The organism is Paraburkholderia lacunae (assembly GCF_003353175.1).
Classification (GTDB): Bacteria; Pseudomonadota; Gammaproteobacteria; order Burkholderiales; family Burkholderiaceae; genus Paraburkholderia; species Paraburkholderia lacunae.
Window position 1 is genome coordinate 216188 of record NZ_QHKS01000009.1, and the last position, 19220, is coordinate 235407.

Consider the following 19220-nt stretch of genomic DNA (forward strand, 5'->3'; position numbering starts at 1 on the left):
ACCCATGAAGCTCGAACACCCGGATCGTCTGATGAACCGCACTCCTCTCTCGCTCGCCGCGCTCGAAGTGCATGACGCCTTCGCCGAACGGCACATCGGCCCGGATTCGGCCGACCAGCATGCGATGCTCGAAGCCTTGGGCTTCGCGTCGCGCGCCGCGCTGATCGACGCCGTCATCCCGAAGACGATCCGCCGCGGCGAAGCGCTGCCGCTCGGCCCCTTCTCCCAGCCGAAGAGCGAGGCCGAAGCGCTCGCCGCGTTACGTGAACTGGCGGACAAGAACCAGGTGTTCCGCTCGTACATCGGGCAGGGCTATTACAACGCGCACACGCCGACGGTGATCCTGCGCAACGTGCTGGAAAATCCGGCGTGGTACACCGCGTACACGCCGTACCAGCCGGAAATCTCACAGGGCCGTCTGGAAGCGCTGCTGAACTTCCAGCAGATGATCGTCGACCTGACGGGTCTGGCGATCTCGAACGCATCGCTGCTCGACGAAGCCACCGCCGCCGCCGAAGCGATGACGCTGCTGCAACGCGTCGGCAAGCCGAGGTCGAACGTGTTCTTCGTGGCCGACGACGTGCTGCCGCAAACCATCGAAGTGGTGAAGACCCGCGCGACGCCGGTCGGCATCGAAGTGAAAGTGGGCCCGGCCGCGGACGCCGCGAACGCCAACGCGTTCGGCGTGCTGCTGCAATACCCGGGCGTGAACGGCGACGTGCGCGACTACCGCGCACTGACCGAAGCGATCCACGCCGCAGGCGGCCATGTGGTGGTCGCCGCCGATCTGCTCGCGCTCACCGTGCTCACGCCGCCGGGCGAATGGGGCGCGGACGTGGCCGTCGGCAATACGCAGCGTTTCGGCGTGCCGGTCGGTTTCGGCGGCCCGCATGCGGCGTACCTCGCCGTGCGCGACGAATTCAAGCGTCAGATGCCGGGGCGCCTGGTCGGCGTCACAGTCGACGCGCAAGGCAATCCGGCGCTGCGTCTCGCGCTGCAAACGCGCGAACAGCATATCCGCCGCGAGAAAGCGACCTCGAACGTCTGCACCGCGCAGGCGCTGCTCGCGATCATGGCGAGCATGTACGCGGTCTATCACGGCCCGCAAGGTCTCAAGACGATCGCGCTGCGTGTGAACCGTATTGCGGCGCTGCTCGCAGCCGGCGCGAACAAGCTCGGCTATACGCTCGTCAATGAGACCTTCTTCGACACGCTCACGTTCGAAACCGGCGCGCGCACCCAGGCGCTGCATGACGCGGCGACGGCGAGGCGCATCAATCTGCGCCGCGTGAGCGACACGCGCGTGGGCATCTCGATCGACGAAACCACCAAGCGCAGCGATCTCGCCGACCTGCTCGCCGCGTTCGCGCAAGCAGCCTTTGTCGACGAAGTCCCGCAAATCGATGCCCTTGAAGCGGAACTCCCCGCACAGGGCACGGTGCCGGCAGCGCTCGAGCGCACCAGCGCCTATCTCACGCACCACGTGTTCAACCGTCACCATTCGGAAACGGAAATGCTGCGCTATCTGCGCAGCCTGTCGGACAAGGACCTCGCGCTCGACCGCTCGATGATCCCGCTCGGCTCGTGCACGATGAAGCTGAACGCGACCTCGGAAATGCTGCCGGTCACGTGGCCCGAATTCGGTCAGATTCACCCGTTTGCTCCGGCCGAGCAAACGGTCGGCTACCGCGAAATGATCGATCAGCTCGAACAGATGCTGGTCGCGGCCACCGGCTACGCGGCCGTGTCGCTGCAACCGAACGCCGGCTCGCAAGGCGAATATGCGGGCCTTCTGATCATTCACGCGTACCACGCGTCGCGCGGCGAAGGGCACCGCAACGTCTGCCTGATTCCCGCTTCGGCGCACGGCACGAACCCCGCTTCGGCACACATGGCCGGCATGCAGGTGGTCGTGATCGCGTGCGACGCGCAAGGCAACGTCGATATCGAAGACCTGCAGAAGAAAGCCGCGCAACACGCCGGGAAACTCGCGGCGATCATGATCACGTATCCGTCGACGCACGGCGTGTTCGAGCAGAACGTCCGCGAAATCTGCGAGATCGTGCATGCACACGGCGGCCAGGTCTATGTGGACGGCGCGAACATGAACGCAATGGTCGGCCTGTGTGCGCCGGGCCAGTTCGGCGGCGACGTGTCGCATCTGAACCTGCACAAGACGTTCTGCATTCCGCACGGCGGCGGCGGACCGGGCGTCGGTCCGGTTGCGGTCGGCGCGCATCTCGCGCAATTCCTGCCGAACCAGATTTCGTCGGGCTACGAACGCACGCCGAACGGCATTGGCGCGGTATCGGGCGCACCGTACGGCTCCGCTTCGATCCTGCCGATCTCGTGGATGTACATCGCGATGATGGGCGCGAAGAACCTCGCCGCCGCCACCGAAACCGCGATCCTCAACGCGAACTATGTTGCGAACAAGCTCGCGCCGCATTATCCGGTGCTGTATTCGGGCCCGGGCGGACTGGTCGCGCACGAGTGCATTCTCGATCTGCGCCCGCTCAAGGAGACGAGCGGCATTACCGTCGACGACGTCGCCAAGCGCCTCGCCGACTACGGCTTCCACGCGCCGACCATGAGCTTCCCGGTGCCGGGCACGCTGATGGTCGAGCCGACCGAATCGGAATCGAAGGAAGAACTCGACCGTTTCATCGAAGCGATGATCGCGATCCGCGAGGAAATCCGCGCGGTCGAAGAAGGCCGCTCGGACCGCGAAGACAATCCGCTCAAGCATGCGCCGCATACGGCAGCGGTAGTCATCGCGAATGACTGGAAGCATGCGTATGCGCGCGAAACTGCGGCCTATCCGCTGCCCACGCTGATCGCGAAGAAGTACTGGCCGCCCGTCGGCCGTGCTGACAACGTGTACGGCGACCGCAATCTGTTCTGTTCCTGCGTGCCGGTCGCCGACTACGAGTAATCGCGGCCATTACCGCTACCGCGCATTGCCCGCAGGTTGTAAGCGGGCACTGCGAGGTTCTGTCGTTCGTGCCCGCAAACGGCTAACATCACACACCGAATCAGCCCAACGAGGAGTTTCGCATGGCGCGAAAGGTGCGATTGATGCAAAGCCGGACCGAAATAAGGCGAGCCCAGACGCGGCAGCAGGCGTGCGCGCTATTGTTGGCTAGCGCGGCCGTGCTGCTGCCGCTGCGGCAAGCGCGAGCCGCGATGAATTTTTGTGCGGCGCCCGCGCTGCAAACCAGCGAGCGGACCAGCGCGGATCCCGGCGTCAAAGCCCTGGTGAGCAACGTGCAGGCGCATCTGAACGACCCGCCGCGCGCCCTCGCGAAACTGCATACCGAAGGCACGCTGCCGCATGCGGGCATCTACGATCAGAGTGTCGAGGCGGAAAAAGATCTCGCTCTGCTGCGCGACGCCGCGCTGGCATGGCGCGCGACCAGCGACGATCGTTATCTGAAGCTGGTCGACCGTTTGCTGTTCGCATGGGTCACGACTTACCAGCCGAGCTTCAATCCCATCGACGAAACCCATTTTGAGGGCCTGATCCTCGCCTACGACATGACCGCGAGCGCGTTGCCGGTGAAAACCCGCAACGCGTCAATGGCATTTCTGACGAAGCTCGCCAGCGGCTACATCGCGCAGATCGACGCGCAGCCGCGCCCGCTCAAGGGCACGTACCGCAACAACTGGCAAAGTCATCGAATCAAGCTGGTCGCGATGGCCGCGTTCACGCTCGATAACCGCAAGATGATCAACGCGGCGCAGCGCCTGTTCGACGAGCATATCGGCGACAACATCGCGCCGGACGGCTCGACCGTGGATTTCGGCGAGCGCGACGCACTGCACTACGTCACCTATGACCTGCAGCCGCTCGTGACGGCCGCGCTCGCCGCGCGCCGCCACAACCGCAACTGGTTGCCGGAGCAGGGCACGAACGGCGCATCGCTGGCAGGCGCGCTCAACTGGCTTGCGCCGTATGCGGATGGCAGCAAGACGCATGAAGAATTCGTGCATTCGAACGTCGCGTTCGATGCCCAACGTCGCGAGGCCGGCTTGCCCGGCTATTCGGGTCAGTGGGACCCGAAAAGCGCGACGGAACTGTTTCACCTGGCGGCGCGTCTCGATGGACGCTATACGCCGATCGCGTTGCAGCTCGCACCGGCGCCGCCCGCGTGGCTCGCCGTGTGCTTACCGCTGCCGGCGCGCTAAACTTACTTTTATCAGCAGGGAGCAGTCATGGCAGTCAGCGTATTCGACCTCTTCAAAATCGGCATTGGTCCGTCCAGTTCGCATACGGTCGGGCCGATGCGTGCGGCGCTGATGTTCGCGCAAGGGCTCGAACGCGACGGGCTGCTGGGCGCGACGGCATCGGTGAAGGTGGATCTGTATGGTTCGCTCGGCGCAACCGGCAAGGGCCACGGCACGGATCGCGGCGTGATGCTCGGGCTGATGGGCGATGCGCCTGACACCGTCGACCCCGACACGATCGTGCAGCGTCTCGAAGCGGTGCGGGTATCACGCAAGCTGGCTTTGCTCGGCACGCACGTCGTGCCGTTCGTGCAAAAAGATCACATTTCGTTTTATCGGCAGGCGCTGTCCGAGCACCCGAACGGCCTGACGCTGCGCGCGTTCGACGCGCAAGGGCAGACGTTGCGCGAGTCCACCTATCTGTCGGTGGGCGGCGGCTTTGTGGTGACGGCGGGCGCACCGAACACGAAGGTGCTGAGCGCCGTCGATCAATTGCCGCACTCGTTCCGCAGCGGCAACGAGTTGCTCGCACTGTGCCAATCGACCGGCAAGAGCATCGCGCAGCTGATGTGGGAAAACGAGCGCGTCTGGCACACCGAAGAAGAGACGCGTGCAGGCTTGCTGAAGATCTGGGACGTGATGCAGTCGTGCGTGGCGCGCGGCTGCGGCATCAACAATCCCGCTGCCGACGGCAATTTGCCCGGCCCGTTCCAGGTGAAGCGCCGCGCGCCGCAGCTGTATCGCGCGCTGTCGGGCAATCCGGAACTGGCGCTGCGCGATCCGCTGTCGATGGTCGACTGGATCAACCTGTACGCCATCGCCGTCAACGAAGAAAACGCCGCGGGCGGGCGCGTGGTCACCGCGCCGACCAACGGCGCGGCCGGCATCATTCCGGCGGTGCTGCATTACTACACGCGCTTCATGCCGGGCTCGAACGAGCAAGGCGTGATCGACTTCCTCATGACGGCGGCGGCGATCGGCATTCTGTACAAGCTGAACGCGTCGATTTCGGGCGCGGAAGTCGGGTGCCAGGGCGAAGTGGGCGTCGCCTGTTCGATGGCCGCGGGCGCGCTCGCCGCGGTGATGGGCGGCACGCCGCGGCAGGTCGAGAATGCGGCTGAAATCGGTATGGAACACAACCTCGGGCTGACGTGCGATCCGGTCGGCGGGATGGTGCAGATTCCGTGCATCGAACGCAATGCGATGGCGTCGGTGAAGGCGGTCAATGCGGCGCGGATGGCGTTGCGCGGCGACGGCAGCCACTACGTGTCGCTCGACTCGGTCATCAAGACGATGCGCGAGACCGGCGCGGATATGAAGACGAAGTACAAGGAAACCTCGCGCGGCGGGTTGGCGGTGAATATCGTCGAGTGTTGAGAGCGCTTGCACGTGATCGCAAGTGGCATTCGACGCGGGCCTCGGCCCGCGTTTTTGTTTTTGCGTCTCATGTGATGCGTACGTATGACAGTTGCGCCGCGCCGTGACATCGGACGCGCGCTCGGCGTAAGCTGTGCCAGCGCGTATCGGCTGGCTTCAGGCCGATGCCGCATCATCCGACCGCACTCACGCAATGTCAGGAGACTTCATCGCAATGTCGCTGCCGAATACGCCCGTTTCCGGTTCTCCCACCGCCCAAACCACCGGCGCGCGTCTCGTCGTCGACGCCTTGCTGACGCACGGTGTCGAACGTGTCTTTTGTGTGCCCGGTGAGAGCTTCCTCGCCGTTCTGGATTCGCTGCACGACGAAACCGGGCGTATCCAGACCATCGTCTGCCGGCACGAAGCAGCGGCAGCCAACATGGCTGAAGCCGTCGGAAAACTGACCGGCCGTCCGGGCGTTGCGCTCGTCACGCGCGGACCGGGCGCGACGCATGCGTCGATCGGCGTGCACACTGCATTCCAGGATTCGACACCGATGATTCTGCTGATCGGCCAATGCGCGCGCGAACATCTCGACCGCGAAGCCTTTCAGGAAATCGACTACCGGCGCATGTTCGGTCAGATGACGAAGTGGGTCGCGCAAATCGACGACCCCAAGCGCATTCCCGAATATCTGAGTCATGCGTTTCACACCGCGACGTCGGGACGTCCGGGGCCAGTCGTACTGTCGTTGCCGGAAGACGTGTTGAGCGACGCATGCGCTGTGGTTGCCGGCGCACCAGCCTACAAGCGCGTCGCGGCATCGCCGTCCGCGGCGCAGATCGAACAGTTGCGGCAACTGTTGGAAGGCGCGCAAAGGCCGATGGTGATCGCCGGCGGCAGCGGCTGGACGCCGGCAGCGTGCGCGGACCTGCAACGCTTCGTCGAGAACTGGCAACTGCCGATCGGCCTCGCGTTCCGCTTCCAGGACACGCTCGACAACGAACATCCGAACTACGCCGGCGACGTCGGCCTCGGCATCAATCCGGCGCTCGCGCAACGCATCCGCGATGCGGACCTGTTGCTCACACTGGGCCCTCGATTGGGCGAAGCAACCACGAACGGCTACACGCTGCTCGATATCCCGAAGACCACACAAACGCTGGTTCACGTGCATCAAGGCGCGGAGGAACTCGGGCGCGTGTACGCGGCGGATCTGCCGATCGTCTCCGGCATGCCGGAGCTGACCGCGCTGCTTGCCGGGCTAAAGCCGTCTTCCGGCACGCCCGCATGGTCCGGCACGGCGCAAGAGGCCCATAGCGCGTATCTCGACTGGCGCAAACCGCGTCAGATTCCAGGCAACGTGCAAATGGGCGAAGTCATCCAGCAATTGCGCGCGCATCTGCCCGAAGATGCGATCGTCACCAACGGTGCCGGCAATTACGCGATATGGCTGCATCGGCACTTCTCGTATCGGCATTTCCGCTCGCAACTCGCGCCGACCAGCGGCGCGATGGGCTACGGCGTGCCGGCGGCGATTGCAGCGAAGTCGCTGTATCCGCAGCGCGCGGTGGTCGCGTTGGCTGGCGACGGCTGCTTCATGATGTCCGCGCAGGAACTGGCGACAGCGATGCAATACGACCTGCATGTGATTTTTATCGTCGTGAACAACAGCCAATTCGGCACGATCCGGATGCATCAGGAACGGCACTATCCGAATCGCGTGCACGGCACCGGTCTCACGAATCCGGATTTCGCGGCGTTCGCGCGCTCGTTCGGCGCGCACGGCGAGACAGTGGAGCGCACTGAAGACTTTCTGCCGGCATTGCAGCGTGCGATTGAGGCGAAGCGTGCGGCCGTGATCGAGATTCGCATGCCGCAAGAGGCGAGCACGCCAGGCGCGACGCTGGAGCAGATTCGGGAGCAGGGGCGCAAGCTGCGGGGAGAGTCGTGAAGCGATAGCGCAAATTGCATACAGCAACGCATCAAGGAAAAAGCCCTGCGGCTCCACCACCCGCAGGGCTTTTGCGTGTCGAGTGCCGCGCCAAACCCGGCCGCGGCGCTCAAAGCTCAGGCTAAAACGCTTACTTGCCGCCCACACTTTGCAGCGTCGTCCACTTGCCGTCGACAACCTTGTACAGCGTGATGCCGCCGTTCTTCAGGTCGCCCTTCGCGTCATACGCGAGGTCCGCCGACGTCACTGACGGCATCGAAGTCTTCGCGAGCATCGGCAGGTACTTGGCCGGATCGGTCGAGTTCGCCTTCTTCATCGCGGTGAACAGCGCCATCGCGCCGTCGTACGCGTACGGCGAGTACGTTTGCACGTCCTCGTTGAAACGCGCCTTGTACTTCGCGACGTAGTCCTTGCCGCCCGGCATTTCTTCCAGCGGCAGGCCCGCGAGCGACGCCACCGTGCCGTTCGCGGCATCGCCGGCGATCTTCAGGAAGGTCGGCGTGTGGACCATTTCGCCACCCATCAGCGGCGCCTTGATACCGAGCGTCTTCATCTGCTTGACCATCGGTGCCGCTTGCGAATCTGCGCCGCCGTAGTACACCAGGTCCGGGTTCACGGACTTCAGCTTGGTCAGGATCGACTTGAAGTCGACGGCCTTGTCGTTCGTGTATTCGCGATCGACAATCGTGCCGCCCGCTGCCTTCGCCGCCTTCTCGAACTGATCAGCCAGACCCTGGCCGTAAGCCGTGCGGTCGTCGACGATCACGATCTTCTTCATGCCCAGGCTCTTCACCGCGAACGTGCCGGCGACCGAACCTTGCTGCGTGTCGGACGTCATCATGCGGAAGGTGGTCTTGAAGCCTTGTTGCGTGTATTCCGGCGCCGTCGCCATCGCGATTTCGGGAATGCCCGCGTTCGCGTAGATGCGCGAAGCCGGAATCGTGGTGCCCGAGTTGAAGTGGCCAAGCATGCCCTTGATGCCGTCATCCACCAGCTTCTGTGCAACGGTCGTGCCGGTGCGCGGGTCAGCCTGGTCGTCGGCCGAATCCAGCACGAAGCGAACCTGCTTGCCGCCGATCACCGGCTTGGTGGCGTTCATGTCTTCCACCGCCAGCGTGATGCCGTTCTGGAAGTCCTTGCCGTAATGCGCCTGCGCGCCCGTCATCGGACCGGCAAAGCCGATCTTCACGTCTTCCGTCGATTGAGCGTTGGCCGTCCCCGCCAGCGACATCGCTGCAACCAGCGCTGCGCCTGCCAGCTGTTTCATCTTGTGTTGCATAGCTTCTCCTTGGTACCAGGTGTGGATGGAGCGGTTTCGGGGTCGCCGTACCGCTTCCGTTCTATTGAGAGGACCGGTGAGGTTCGCTCAACCGATCGTCATCAAATTCGCATTACCGCCTGCTGCTGCCGTATTTACGCTGACCGAGCGTTCCGTCAACAGACGCTCGAGCGCGTAATCTTCGTCGCCGCTTTCCAGTGCGCGCGCCGCGACGCCTTGCACCGAGACGATCGGCCCCGGACGCTTCGCGACCTCCTTCACCAGCGCCAGCAGTTCGTCGCTGTCGCCTTCGAACAGCACCGCATCGAAAGGCGTATCGGCACTCTTCTTCATGCTTGCGTGAGACTTCAGCGCCGTGGGCAGCTGAGACACCAATTGTTCCCCGGCCGCGCCTTCGAACACCGCTCGATTTCCCGTAGCCAGCGCCGCCGCGAGCTGCATGCGCGCGCCGCTCGCCGTCGACGCGATGCAGAGCACCGTGCCGCGCGCGCCCAGCGTGTAAGTGTTGCGCTCGCCGGTGGGCCCCGACAATACCGCAGTTGCGCCTGCCGGCACATGCGACAGATAACCGTCGCAGCGTGCGGCCAGCACGGGCTGCTGTTCGGCGATCAGCCAGTCGCGCAACGCGGTCAGCGCGGCGGACGGATTGTCGCTGTTTTCAGCGGCTTGCGGTGCATCCACGACCAGCGCCTGCGCCAACGACTTCGGCAAACCCGCCGGGCGCGTGGCCAGCAGACGTTGCAGATACAGCGCGCCGCCCGCCTTCGGACCCGTGCCCGACAGACCTTCGCCGCCGAACGGCTGAACCCCCACCACCGCGCCGATCACGTTGCGGTTCACGTAGATGTTGCCGACATGCGCGCGGCTGATCACGTGAGCGATCGTTTCATCGATCCGCGTATGGATGCCGAGCGTGAGGCCATAGCCGGTCGTGCGGATCTGTTCGAGCAGCTTGTCCAGCTGGCTGCGGCGGTAACGCACCACGTGCAGCACCGGGCCGAACACTTCGCGCTTCAGCTCGTCGATGCTGTCGAGCTCGATCAGCGTCGGCGGCACGAAGGTGCCTTGTGCACAGCCATCCGGCACCGGCAGTTGCTCGACCTTGCGGCCCTTCTCGCGCATCGCCGCGATATGCGCGTCGATGCCGCGCTTCGCGTCGAGATCGATCACCGGACCGACGTCGATCGACAGACGATCCGGATTGCCCACTGCCAGTTCGCGCATCGCGCCGGTCAGCATTTCCAGCGTGCGGTCCGCGACATCGTCTTGTAGACAGAGAACGCGCAACGCGGAACACCGTTGACCGGCCGAGTCGAACGACGATTGCAGCACGTCCGCGACCACCTGTTCCGCCAGCGCCGACGAATCGACGATCATCGCGTTCTGGCCGCCGGTTTCGGCGATCAGCGGAATCGGCTTGCCGTCCGGATCGAGGCGGCCCGACAAGGCCTTGTTGATCAGACGCGCGACTTCGGTCGAACCGGTGAACATCACCGCGCGGGTGCGCGGATCGGCCACCAGCGCCGCGCCGACAGTTTCGCCGCCGCCCGGCAGCAGTTGCACCGCGCCGGCCGGCACGCCGGCTTCGCGCAGGATGCGCACGGCTTGCGCGGCGATCAGCGGCGTCTGTTCGGCCGGTTTGGCGAGCACCGTGTTACCTGCTGCGAGTGCGGCCGCCACCTGGCCCATGAAAATCGCCAGCGGGAAATTCCACGGGCTGATACACACGACCGGGCCGAGCGGGCGGTGCGTGTCGTTGGAGAACTCGTTGCGGATCTGCGTCGAGTAATAGCGCAGGAAGTCAATCGCCTCGCGGATTTCCGACACTGCGTTCGGCAGCGATTTACCGGCTTCACGCACCACCAGACCCATCAGCGTGTGCATCTGCGCTTCGAGCAGGTCGGCGGCACGTGCGAGACAATCGGCGCGCGCATCGACCGGCGTGGCTTGCCAGATCGGCGCGGCGGCCACGGCATGGGCGAGGGCGGCGCTCACGTGCTCCGCCGTGGCCTCGACCACCGTGCCGACCAGATCGCGGTGATCGGCCGGATTGCGCACGTCGCGGGCGGCGCCGCTGGCGATTTCGCTGTCTTCGAGCATCGGCGCGGCGCGCCACGGATGATGCGCGCTCGCCAGCAGCGCCGACGACAACGACGCCAGACGATGTTCGTTCGACAGATCGAGGCCCATCGAATTGAGGCGCTCGGCGCCGTACAGATTGCGCGGCAATGCAATCTTCGCGTGCGGCGCGCCCAGCGGCATGATCTTCGACGCTTCGTCGACCGGGTCGGCGATCAGGTCCTTGATCGCCACGCTTTCATCGGCGATACGGTTCACGAACGACGTGTTCGCGCCGTTTTCCAGCAGACGGCGCACGAGGTAGGCGAGCAGCGTTTCATGCGTGCCGACCGGCGCATACACGCGGCACGGACGGTTCAGCTTGTCGCGGCCGGTGACTTCCTCGTACAGCGGCTCACCCATGCCGTGCAGGCACTGAAACTCGTACTGGCCGGGGTAATAGTTATTGCCCGCGAGGTGATAGATCGCCGACAGCGTGTGTGCGTTGTGCGTCGCGAACTGCGGATAGACCGCATCCGGCGCGCCGAGCAGCTTCTTCGCGCAGGCGAGGTAGGAGACATCCGTGTAGATCTTGCGCGTGTAGACCGGATAGCCTTCGAGGCCGTCCACTTGCGCGCGCTTGATTTCGGTGTCCCAGTACGCCCCCTTCACGAGGCGCACCATGATGCGGTGCCGGCTGCGTCGCGCGAGGTCGACGATGTAGTCGATCACGAACGGGCAGCGCTTCTGATACGCCTGCACCACGAAGCCAATGCCGTTCCAGCCGGCCAGCTCCGGATCGAAGCACAGCGCTTCGAGCAGATCGAGCGAAATTTCGAGGCGGTCGGCTTCTTCGGCGTCGATGTTCAGGCCGATGTCATAGCGCCGCGCGAGGATCGCCAAAGAGCGCACGCGCGGCAGCAGTTCGCTCATCGTGCGTTCCTGCTGCGAACGCGAATAGCGCGCGTGCAAAGCCGACAGCTTGATCGAGATGCCCGGGCCTTCATAGATGCCGCGGCCGCCGGCAGCCTTGCCGATCGCGTGGATCGCCTGTTCGTACGACGCGTAGTAGCGCTGCGCGTCGGCTTCGGTGGTCGCCGCTTCGCCGAGCATGTCGTACGAATAGCGGAAACCGCACGCTTCGTACTTGCGGCTGTTGGCCAGCGCTTCGGAAATGTTCTCGCCGGTGACGAACTGCTCGCCCATCAGGCGCATCGCCATGTCGACGCCCTTCCTGATCAGCGGTTCGCCGCCCTTGCCGATCAGGCGCGTGAGCGCCGACGACAGACCCGTTTCGCTATTGGTCGTCACCAGCTTGCCGGTGATCATCAGGCCCCACGTCGCGGCATTGACGAACAGCGACGGCGCCTGGCCGACGTGCGATTTCCAGTCACCCTTGCTGATCTTGTCGCGGATCAGCGCATCGCGCGTGGCGCGGTCGGGAATGCGCAGCAGCGCTTCGGCGAGGCACATCAGCGCGACGCCTTCCTGGCTCGACAGCGAGAACTCATGGATCAGCCCTTCGACGCCGCCACCCTTGCTTTTGGTGCGCAGCGTTTCGACCAGCTTGCCCGCCATGGCCTGCACGTCGCCCGCGAGATTGGCCGGCAAACGCGCCTGACCCAGCAGGAACGGTACGCATTCCGGCTCGGGACGGCGATACGCAGCCGTGATCGCCGCGCGCAGCACCGATTGCGGCTGCACGTTCTGCGCGAATTCGAGGAACGGGTGCGACGCACCGTCTTCCTCTCCTTCGACAGCGGCGCCATCGGCCAGATCGGCCGAGCCCGTCGCGCCCGACAGTTCGGGAGGCAATTGGCCGTGCTCGATCTTTTCGAGGTACGCGAAGATCGCCTGCTTGATCAGCCAGTGCGGAGTGCGTTCGAGGCGAGTGGCGGCATCTTTCAGCCGGGAACGCAGGAGGTCATCGACCTTGACGCCAAGGGTGGTGCTAGCCATGTTTCCTTCTTCGGATACCAGTCAACGTAAGCTGGCGAAAGACTAAAAGTTGGCCGAATCGTACGCCTCCAAATAAAAAGGTGCAACCATTCATGGCGCATGGTTGCACCTTTGCGGAAGCTTTGTGCAGCCGGGGTTTGCGCCGGATCGCGCCCGGCCGGGCGACACCGGTTGAGATCAGTGCTTTCCCTGGCGTGATACTTTTTGCGTCTGTCTGCCCTCATCCAATCGCGCGGCGCGCCGTTATACAGAACATGGCTGGTCGCGGCCGCAGGGCACGCACATAAAAACGGTACGGGGTTTTAGAGGACAGGCGAAATGGAAAAGTGGGTAGTGATATTGGGCATCTGGGCCATGTGCGCGACTTGCGCGGTGCTGTTCATCCGCGGTGCAACGGGCGGCCCGGACAGGCGCGCCTCCGGGGAAGGACGCACCCGGCAGGCATCGCGGGTTTCCGCTGGCGACACGCGGGCGCCTGTGCGGGATTGAGCGGCCGGATCCGGCGACTTGCGATTGAAGCGGTAGAAGAGGTAGAAGCGCCGGTTTTCGATGATGAGTGCGCCGCCCGGCTTAGCCAGGCGGCCATGCGAGCGCGCGCGTCAGTGCCGCGACCGGCTCGAACCGCGCGCACACGTCGCCGGGGGAAACGAACTGGTCGTGCAGACGGCATAGCCGGCTGTCCGCCACGCTCGCGCCAAAACCAGAACTGAACACGACGAGGCCCGGAATGCGCTGTTCCAGTGAATGCCGATCGTCTGCGCGGTACCGGCAGTTTGCGCAGCACCGCCCGCACGCTTCGTCGCGTGCATCCGCGGTGCTGGCGATGCGCACTGTCACGCTCATCACGAGCCCTGCCCCAGGCTACTCCAGTACGGTGCGAACACGTGCGCGGACAGCACGTAGCCGATGGCGATATTGACCACTACGCCCGCCGTGAAAGCGAGAAACGGCTTCAGGCCGGTGGCCGTCAGCGAGCGCAGGCGCGTGGTCAGTCCAATGCTCAGGAAACAGAACGTGAACGCCCACGTGCGCAGCGCGGTAATCGGCGCAACGAATTCCGGCGTGACGACCTTGCGGTAGTCGGCGAGCGAATAGTGGCTGGCGATCCACGTCACGAGCGCCGACGCGATCACGAAGCCGATCACGAATTTCGGAAAGCGCGCCCAGATTTCACCGGCGTTGACCCCAGTCTCAACGCCGCTGTCCTGCGACTCCCAACGTGTGGTCGCAACGATCGCCAGCGCGAACGCCCAGATGCCGATCCAGATATCGCGGCCCACCACCTTCATCAGCGTGAATGCCTGCAACGACGCTTCCGGCGCGCCTGCAATCGCGCCGCCGGCGTGCTTCGCGAAGTCGCCGTAGGCTTGCGCGGCGGCAATGCCGGCGGCGTCGGCGAATTCGGAGGTGCCGATCCACGCGCCGGCGACCGCTGTCGATAGTCCCAGCGAACGCGACGCGAACGGCAGTACGAAGATCATCACGATCGCCCACAGCACCACCAGCGTAATCGCGATCGACGCCTGCTCGCGCTTGGCCCGCACCGCCCCGGCAATCGCGATCGCCGCCGACACGCCGCACACCGCGCCGCCCACGCCGAGCACGGCGGCAAAGCGCCGGTCGAGGCCGAACGCCTTGGCGGCGAAGAAAATCACGAAGAAGGTGACGAGCGACACGATGGTCGCCTGCGCGACCGCGACGGGACCTGCCCACACCAGCAGCGTGAACGGCAGCGTCGCGCCGAGCAGCACGATGCCGACCTTGATATAAAACTCGACGCGCAAGCCCGCCGAAAACCACTCGGGCAGCGTGAACACGTTCGAAATCAGCAAGCCGAGCGCCAGCGCCACCAGCGGCGGTTCGAGGTTGTACTTCGACGCGTTGATCCAGGCGCCGAGCGTAAAGATCAATGCCGACGCGATGAACAGGATCAGGAACGAGCCGAGAAAAGATCCGATGCGCTGTTTCAGCGCGGCGAGGCTCACGCCGAACAGGAACGCGAACACGATGAACAACGCGACGTAGTTCGGCAGATGCTTGCCGACGTCCCGCGCAGTCTGGCCGACGCTCGACCATTTGGCCGGCGCCACCGCCAGCCACTTGATGCTGCTGCCCGACGCGAACAGCGCCCAGGCCACGACGATGACTAACAGGCCGATCCACACGGCCCACCAGTCTTCAGTGGAAAAGAGACCGCCGCCACGCGTGCTTTGCTGCCTGCTGGGCGCGGCGCCTGTCGGAAGCGTGTGGTTGGTATCGCTCATCGCAATGCCCTCGGGGAAGTTGAGATGCATCGACGCGACGCGCGGATTTCGGGATTGTTGTGAAACTTGCGCCGATTTTGCGAAATATAGGCGAGCGAGATCGTAAAACGAAACGACCAATCGCTCTATGAATATGACGTAAAGGAGTAACGCTGAAGTTGGGCGCGGGTTAGCGTCAGATGTCGAGCGGGTCGACTTCGAGATTCCAGCGCAGCACGCCCTTGAGGTTGCGCAGCATCGGTTGCCATGCGCGCAGGGTCGCCTGCAACGCTGCGCGCGACGCGCTTTCGATCAGCAACTGCGCGCGATGCACGTGCATCACCTTGACGATGGTGAGCGGAACGGCGTCGTAGGCGGTCACGCGTTCGGCCGCCGGAATCTCCGTCAACGCCGCAGCCGCCTGCTGCAAGAAGGCGAGCGCGGCGTCGAGCGTGCGCCCTTCGGCGCGCAGCAGCGCCTGATAGACGAACGGCGGCAAGTGCGCGTCGCGGCGCTCGGTCAGTGTCGAATTGGCAAAGCCGACGTAGTCGTGCCGGGCCAGCGCGTGATACAGCGCATGGCGCGGATAGCGGGTCTGCACCAGCACTTCACCCGGCAAACCGGCGCGGCCGGCGCGGCCACTCACCTGCATCAGTTGCGCGAAGAGGCGTTCGCTCGCGCGGAAGTCGTGCGAGAACAAGGCGGTGTCGGCGTTGAGCACACCGACCAGCGACACTCGCTGGAAATCGTGCCCTTTGGCGATCATCTGCGTGCCGACGAGGATATCCACTTCGCCCGCGTGCACATCGGAGAACAGCGCCTGCGCGCTGCCCTTGCGGCGCGTGCTGTCGGCGTCGATACGCAGCACGCGGGCGCCGGGCACCGCGCTTGCCAGCGTTTCTTCGACGCGCTGCGTGCCGCGCCCCATCGGCGCGATATCGACGTTGCCGCAGTCCGGGCACGAGCGCGGAATGCGCGATTCCCAGCCGCAATGGTGGCAGCGCAGCGCGCGCTCGGGTTTATGCAAGACGACGTACGCGCTGCAACGCGGACAACCGGCGACCCAGCCGCAGGCGTCGCAGGCGAGCTGCGGCGCGTAGCCGCGGCGGTTGAGAAACATGAGGCTTTGCTCGCCGCGCTCGAGCCGGCTTTTCAGCGCGGCGAGCAACGGTCCCGACAAACCTTCCACCGAGGCCCGTCCCCGCCGCCGTTCTTCTTCCAGATCGATCAGCCTGACGGCCGGCAGCACGGCCGCGGCGACCGCACGGCGCGACAGCGTAAGACGCATATAGCGCCCCTGGTCGGCCTGCCACCAGCTTTCCAGCGACGGCGTGGCCGAGCCGAGCACCACCGGAACGCCGAGTTGCTTGGCGCGGTAGATCGCCAGATCGCGCGCCGAATAGCGCAGCCCTTCCTGCTGCTTGTAGGCCGGATCGTGTTCCTCATCGACCACGATGATCGCGAGCTTCGGCAGCGAAGCGAGCACCGCGAGGCGCGTGCCGAGCACGATGCGGGCGCGCCCCGTGTGCGCGGCGAACCAGTTGCGGGCACGCTCGCCTTCCGCGAGACCGCTGTGCAGCGTAACGATCGACGTGCCGTCCAACGCGGCAAAACGCGCCCGGAAGGCCGCTTCGAACTGCGGCGTCAAATTGATTTCAGGGACGAGCACCAGTGCCTGTGCGTCGGGCTTCGCCGCAAGAATTTCGGCGAGCGCGCGCAGGTAAACCTCAGTCTTGCCGCTGCCGGTCACGCCGTGCAGCAGAAACGGCGCGAAGCCCTTCGAGTCGCGGATCGCTTCGACAGCGGCCGCCTGCTCGTCGGTAAGCGTGGGCAGCGGGGACGGCGGCGCCTCCGGCGACGTCGGCGCGGCAAGCGCCGCAGCGGCTTCGACGATGTCCAGCGCGACCCAGCCTTCGGCCTGCCACGCGTCGAGGGTCGCGATCGCCCTGGGATGGAGCGCGCGGGCATCGGCGGCCAACAAGAAATCGGCCTCGGCGAGCGCCTGTGCAAGCTTTCTCAGCGCGCTGGCGCGGACAGGCAATGCCTCCGGCAATGCATCGCGGCCTGCGGAAGTCAGCCGGTAACGCTCTTCGGGTGCGAACAGACGCGTCCAGCGCGACGCGTCGCGCAAGGCTTGCGGCAAGGCGGGCAGCGCCACTTCCCCAAGCCCGCGTTGATAGTAGTCGGCTGCAAACGCCGCCAGCGCCAGCCATTCCGCCGACACCGGCGGGCACGCGCTGCAAACATGGTCGACCGCGCGCACGCGTTCGGCGGGGACGTCACTGTGAGCGGTCACTTCGCATACAAGACCCACCACGTGACGCTTGCCGAACGGCACGCTCACCAGCGTGCCCGGAACGACGCGCTCGGGCGTGCCGCAACGGTAGTCGAACAAGGTCGGCAGCGGATGATCCAGCGCGACGCGGACGAATACGGCGCTCACGCGGCAGTCTGGGTCAGATGCGTTGATGCGGCACAACGCCGCGTCACGGTCCACATTGGGCAGGAGGCGAATCCGCCGAAGTTAAAGTAAAACTTCAATTTCCGCGCTAAGTTTTGGATTCGGCTGAACAATTGCAATCGGTCCGCGTGCCTGTGGATAACTTTGTTGAGAACTTCGTCCGGAACGCCCAAGAACCGCGCCGCAGCAGCGTTCTGTGGGATTCCGCACATTTCGTCTCGAAGCCGTGAAAGCCTTGCCAGACAAGGCCTGGATCAAATGCGCCTGCAATGTGCAAGGGCCGGTGCACGATGAAAGCTTCTACCGCGTCGCAACGTGATGAATGTGTATAAGTCAAGTCTTGACAAGTACGAGATCACCATCTGACGGCCCGAAGCCTAGTGTTTTCCCCTTAGACCGAGAGCCCAGTTCGCTGCACTGCAGCAGAAGTGGTAACGGTTACAGCGTCACGTTGGTGCATGAGCGCCGCTGCGAATTGCGCGGCTATGACGATGAACCTCGTCGACCAGTTCGGCGACGTGCTCAGGCGGCGTGAATTGCGAGATGCCATGGCCGAGATTGAAAACGTGGCCCGGATGGTTGCCGAAACTGTCGAGCACGGCGCGCGCTTCCATGCGAATCGCAGACGGCGGCGCGAACAGCACCGACGGGTCGATATTGCCCTGTAGCGCCACCTTGCCGCCCACGCGTTCGCGCGCCTTGCCCAGATTCACCGTCCAATCGAGCCCGACCGCGTCGACGCCAGTATCGGCGATCTCGTCAAGCCACAGGCCGCCGCCCTTCGTGAAAGTGATCACTGGCACTTTTTCGCCGTCGTGATCGCGCTTCAGCTGGCTCACGACCTGCTGAATGTAGTGCAGCGAGAAGCGTTGATAGACACCGTCCGCCAGCGCCCCGCCCCATGTGTCGAAAATCATCACGGCTTGCGCACCAGCTTCGATCTGCGCATTCAGATACGCCGCGACGGACCGCGCGTTGACATCGAGAATGCGGTGCATCAAGTCAGGGCGCGCGTAAAGCATCGACTTGACGGTGCGGAAGTCATCCGAGCCGGCGCCTTCGACCATGTAGCACGCCAAAGTCCATGGGCTGCCTGAAAAGCCGATCAGCGGGACGCGCTGGCGGCCCTGCGCGTCGGTCAGCGCCGTGCGGATCTCGCGCACGGCGTCGGTGACGTAGCGCAGCGTGGCGTCGATGTCAGGCACCGCGAGGCGCGCCACGTCGTCTTCCGTGCGCACTGGCCGGGCGAATTGCGGGCCCTCGCCGGCAACGAACTCGAGGCCGAGGCCCATTGCGTCGGGCACCGTCAGGATGTCGGAGAACAGGATCGCCGCGTCGAGCGGATAGCGCTCGAGCGGCTGTAGCGTGACTTCCGTTGCGTAGGCCGGATTCTTCGCCAGACCGAGGAAACTCCCCGCGCGAGCCCGCGTGGCGTTGTATTCCGGCAGGTAGCGGCCAGCCTGCCGCATCAGCCAGATGGGCGTGTAGTCGGTCGGCTGGCGCAACAGCGCGCGCAGGAAAGTGTCGTTCAGGAGGTTATGAGCCACGTTGCGTGCGACTAAGGGCAAAGGGGCATTTTACCGGACCCGGCTCGCCACATCGCGCTTGATGCGGGCAATAACTGCATCGCACCTTGCTTGCGGCCTTCTTTGGGACGCCCTGCGCGGCAAGATGACTCGG

At 64.7% G+C, this 19220-nt stretch carries 10 protein-coding genes; 4 read left to right on the forward strand and 6 right to left on the reverse strand.

The features are described from left to right. Positions 1 to 4: 4 nt before the first annotated feature. The 4 genes from gcvP (at position 5) to DLM46_RS16090 (ending at position 7540) form a co-directional block, all read left to right on the forward strand. Positions 5 to 2935: an aminomethyl-transferring glycine dehydrogenase gene (gcvP, locus tag DLM46_RS16075; protein WP_115101728.1), complete on the forward strand. Its 2931-nt coding sequence runs from the start codon at positions 5 to 7 to the stop codon at positions 2933 to 2935. 122 nt (positions 2936 to 3057) lie between these two features. Continuing rightward, the gene (locus tag DLM46_RS16080) at positions 3058 to 4188 is read left to right on the forward strand and encodes an alginate lyase family protein (protein ID WP_115101729.1); all 1131 of its coding nucleotides are present in this window, start codon (positions 3058 to 3060) and stop codon (positions 4186 to 4188) included. A 27-nt stretch (positions 4189 to 4215) separates the two neighbouring features. After that, positions 4216 to 5604: an L-serine ammonia-lyase gene (locus tag DLM46_RS16085; protein WP_115101730.1), complete on the forward strand. Its 1389-nt coding sequence runs from the start codon at positions 4216 to 4218 to the stop codon at positions 5602 to 5604. A gap of 214 nt (positions 5605 to 5818) precedes the next feature. Then, on the forward strand, positions 5819 to 7540 hold the full coding sequence (locus DLM46_RS16090) for a thiamine pyrophosphate-binding protein (protein ID WP_115101731.1): 1722 nt from the start codon (positions 5819 to 5821) through the stop codon (positions 7538 to 7540). Positions 7541 to 7670: 130 nt separating this feature from the next. On the opposite strand, the gene DLM46_RS16095 is transcribed toward DLM46_RS16090, so the two are convergent. The 6 genes from DLM46_RS16095 to hemE all read right to left on the reverse strand — a co-directional run bounded on the left by DLM46_RS16095 (position 7671) and on the right by hemE (position 19087). Continuing rightward, positions 7671 to 8819, reverse strand: a complete 1149-nt coding sequence (locus tag DLM46_RS16095) for a branched-chain amino acid ABC transporter substrate-binding protein (protein ID WP_115101732.1) — start codon at positions 8817 to 8819, stop codon at positions 7671 to 7673. A gap of 87 nt (positions 8820 to 8906) precedes the next feature. Beyond that, on the reverse strand, positions 8907 to 12836 hold the full coding sequence (gene putA, locus DLM46_RS16100) for a trifunctional transcriptional regulator/proline dehydrogenase/L-glutamate gamma-semialdehyde dehydrogenase (RefSeq protein ID WP_115101733.1): 3930 nt from the start codon (positions 12834 to 12836) through the stop codon (positions 8907 to 8909). Positions 12837 to 13406: 570 nt separating this feature from the next. Next, positions 13407 to 13679 (reverse strand): hypothetical protein, encoded by a 273-nt coding sequence (locus DLM46_RS16105; protein ID WP_115101734.1) that lies wholly within the window; start codon positions 13677 to 13679, stop codon positions 13407 to 13409. Next, a complete protein-coding gene (locus DLM46_RS16110) occupies positions 13679 to 15100 on the reverse strand; it encodes a YeiH family protein (protein ID WP_115101815.1) in 1422 nt (473 codons plus the stop codon). The genes DLM46_RS16105 and DLM46_RS16110 overlap by 1 nt, the downstream gene beginning before the upstream one ends. Positions 15101 to 15275: 175 nt before the next feature. Then, entirely contained in the window at positions 15276 to 17522 is a 2247-nt protein-coding gene (locus tag DLM46_RS16115; RefSeq protein ID WP_115101735.1) for a primosomal protein N', read from the reverse strand. Between the two features lie 464 nt (positions 17523 to 17986). Next, positions 17987 to 19087, reverse strand: a complete 1101-nt coding sequence (gene hemE / locus DLM46_RS16125; RefSeq protein WP_115101737.1) for a uroporphyrinogen decarboxylase — start codon at positions 19085 to 19087, stop codon at positions 17987 to 17989. Positions 19088 to 19220: the final 133 nt, after the last annotated feature.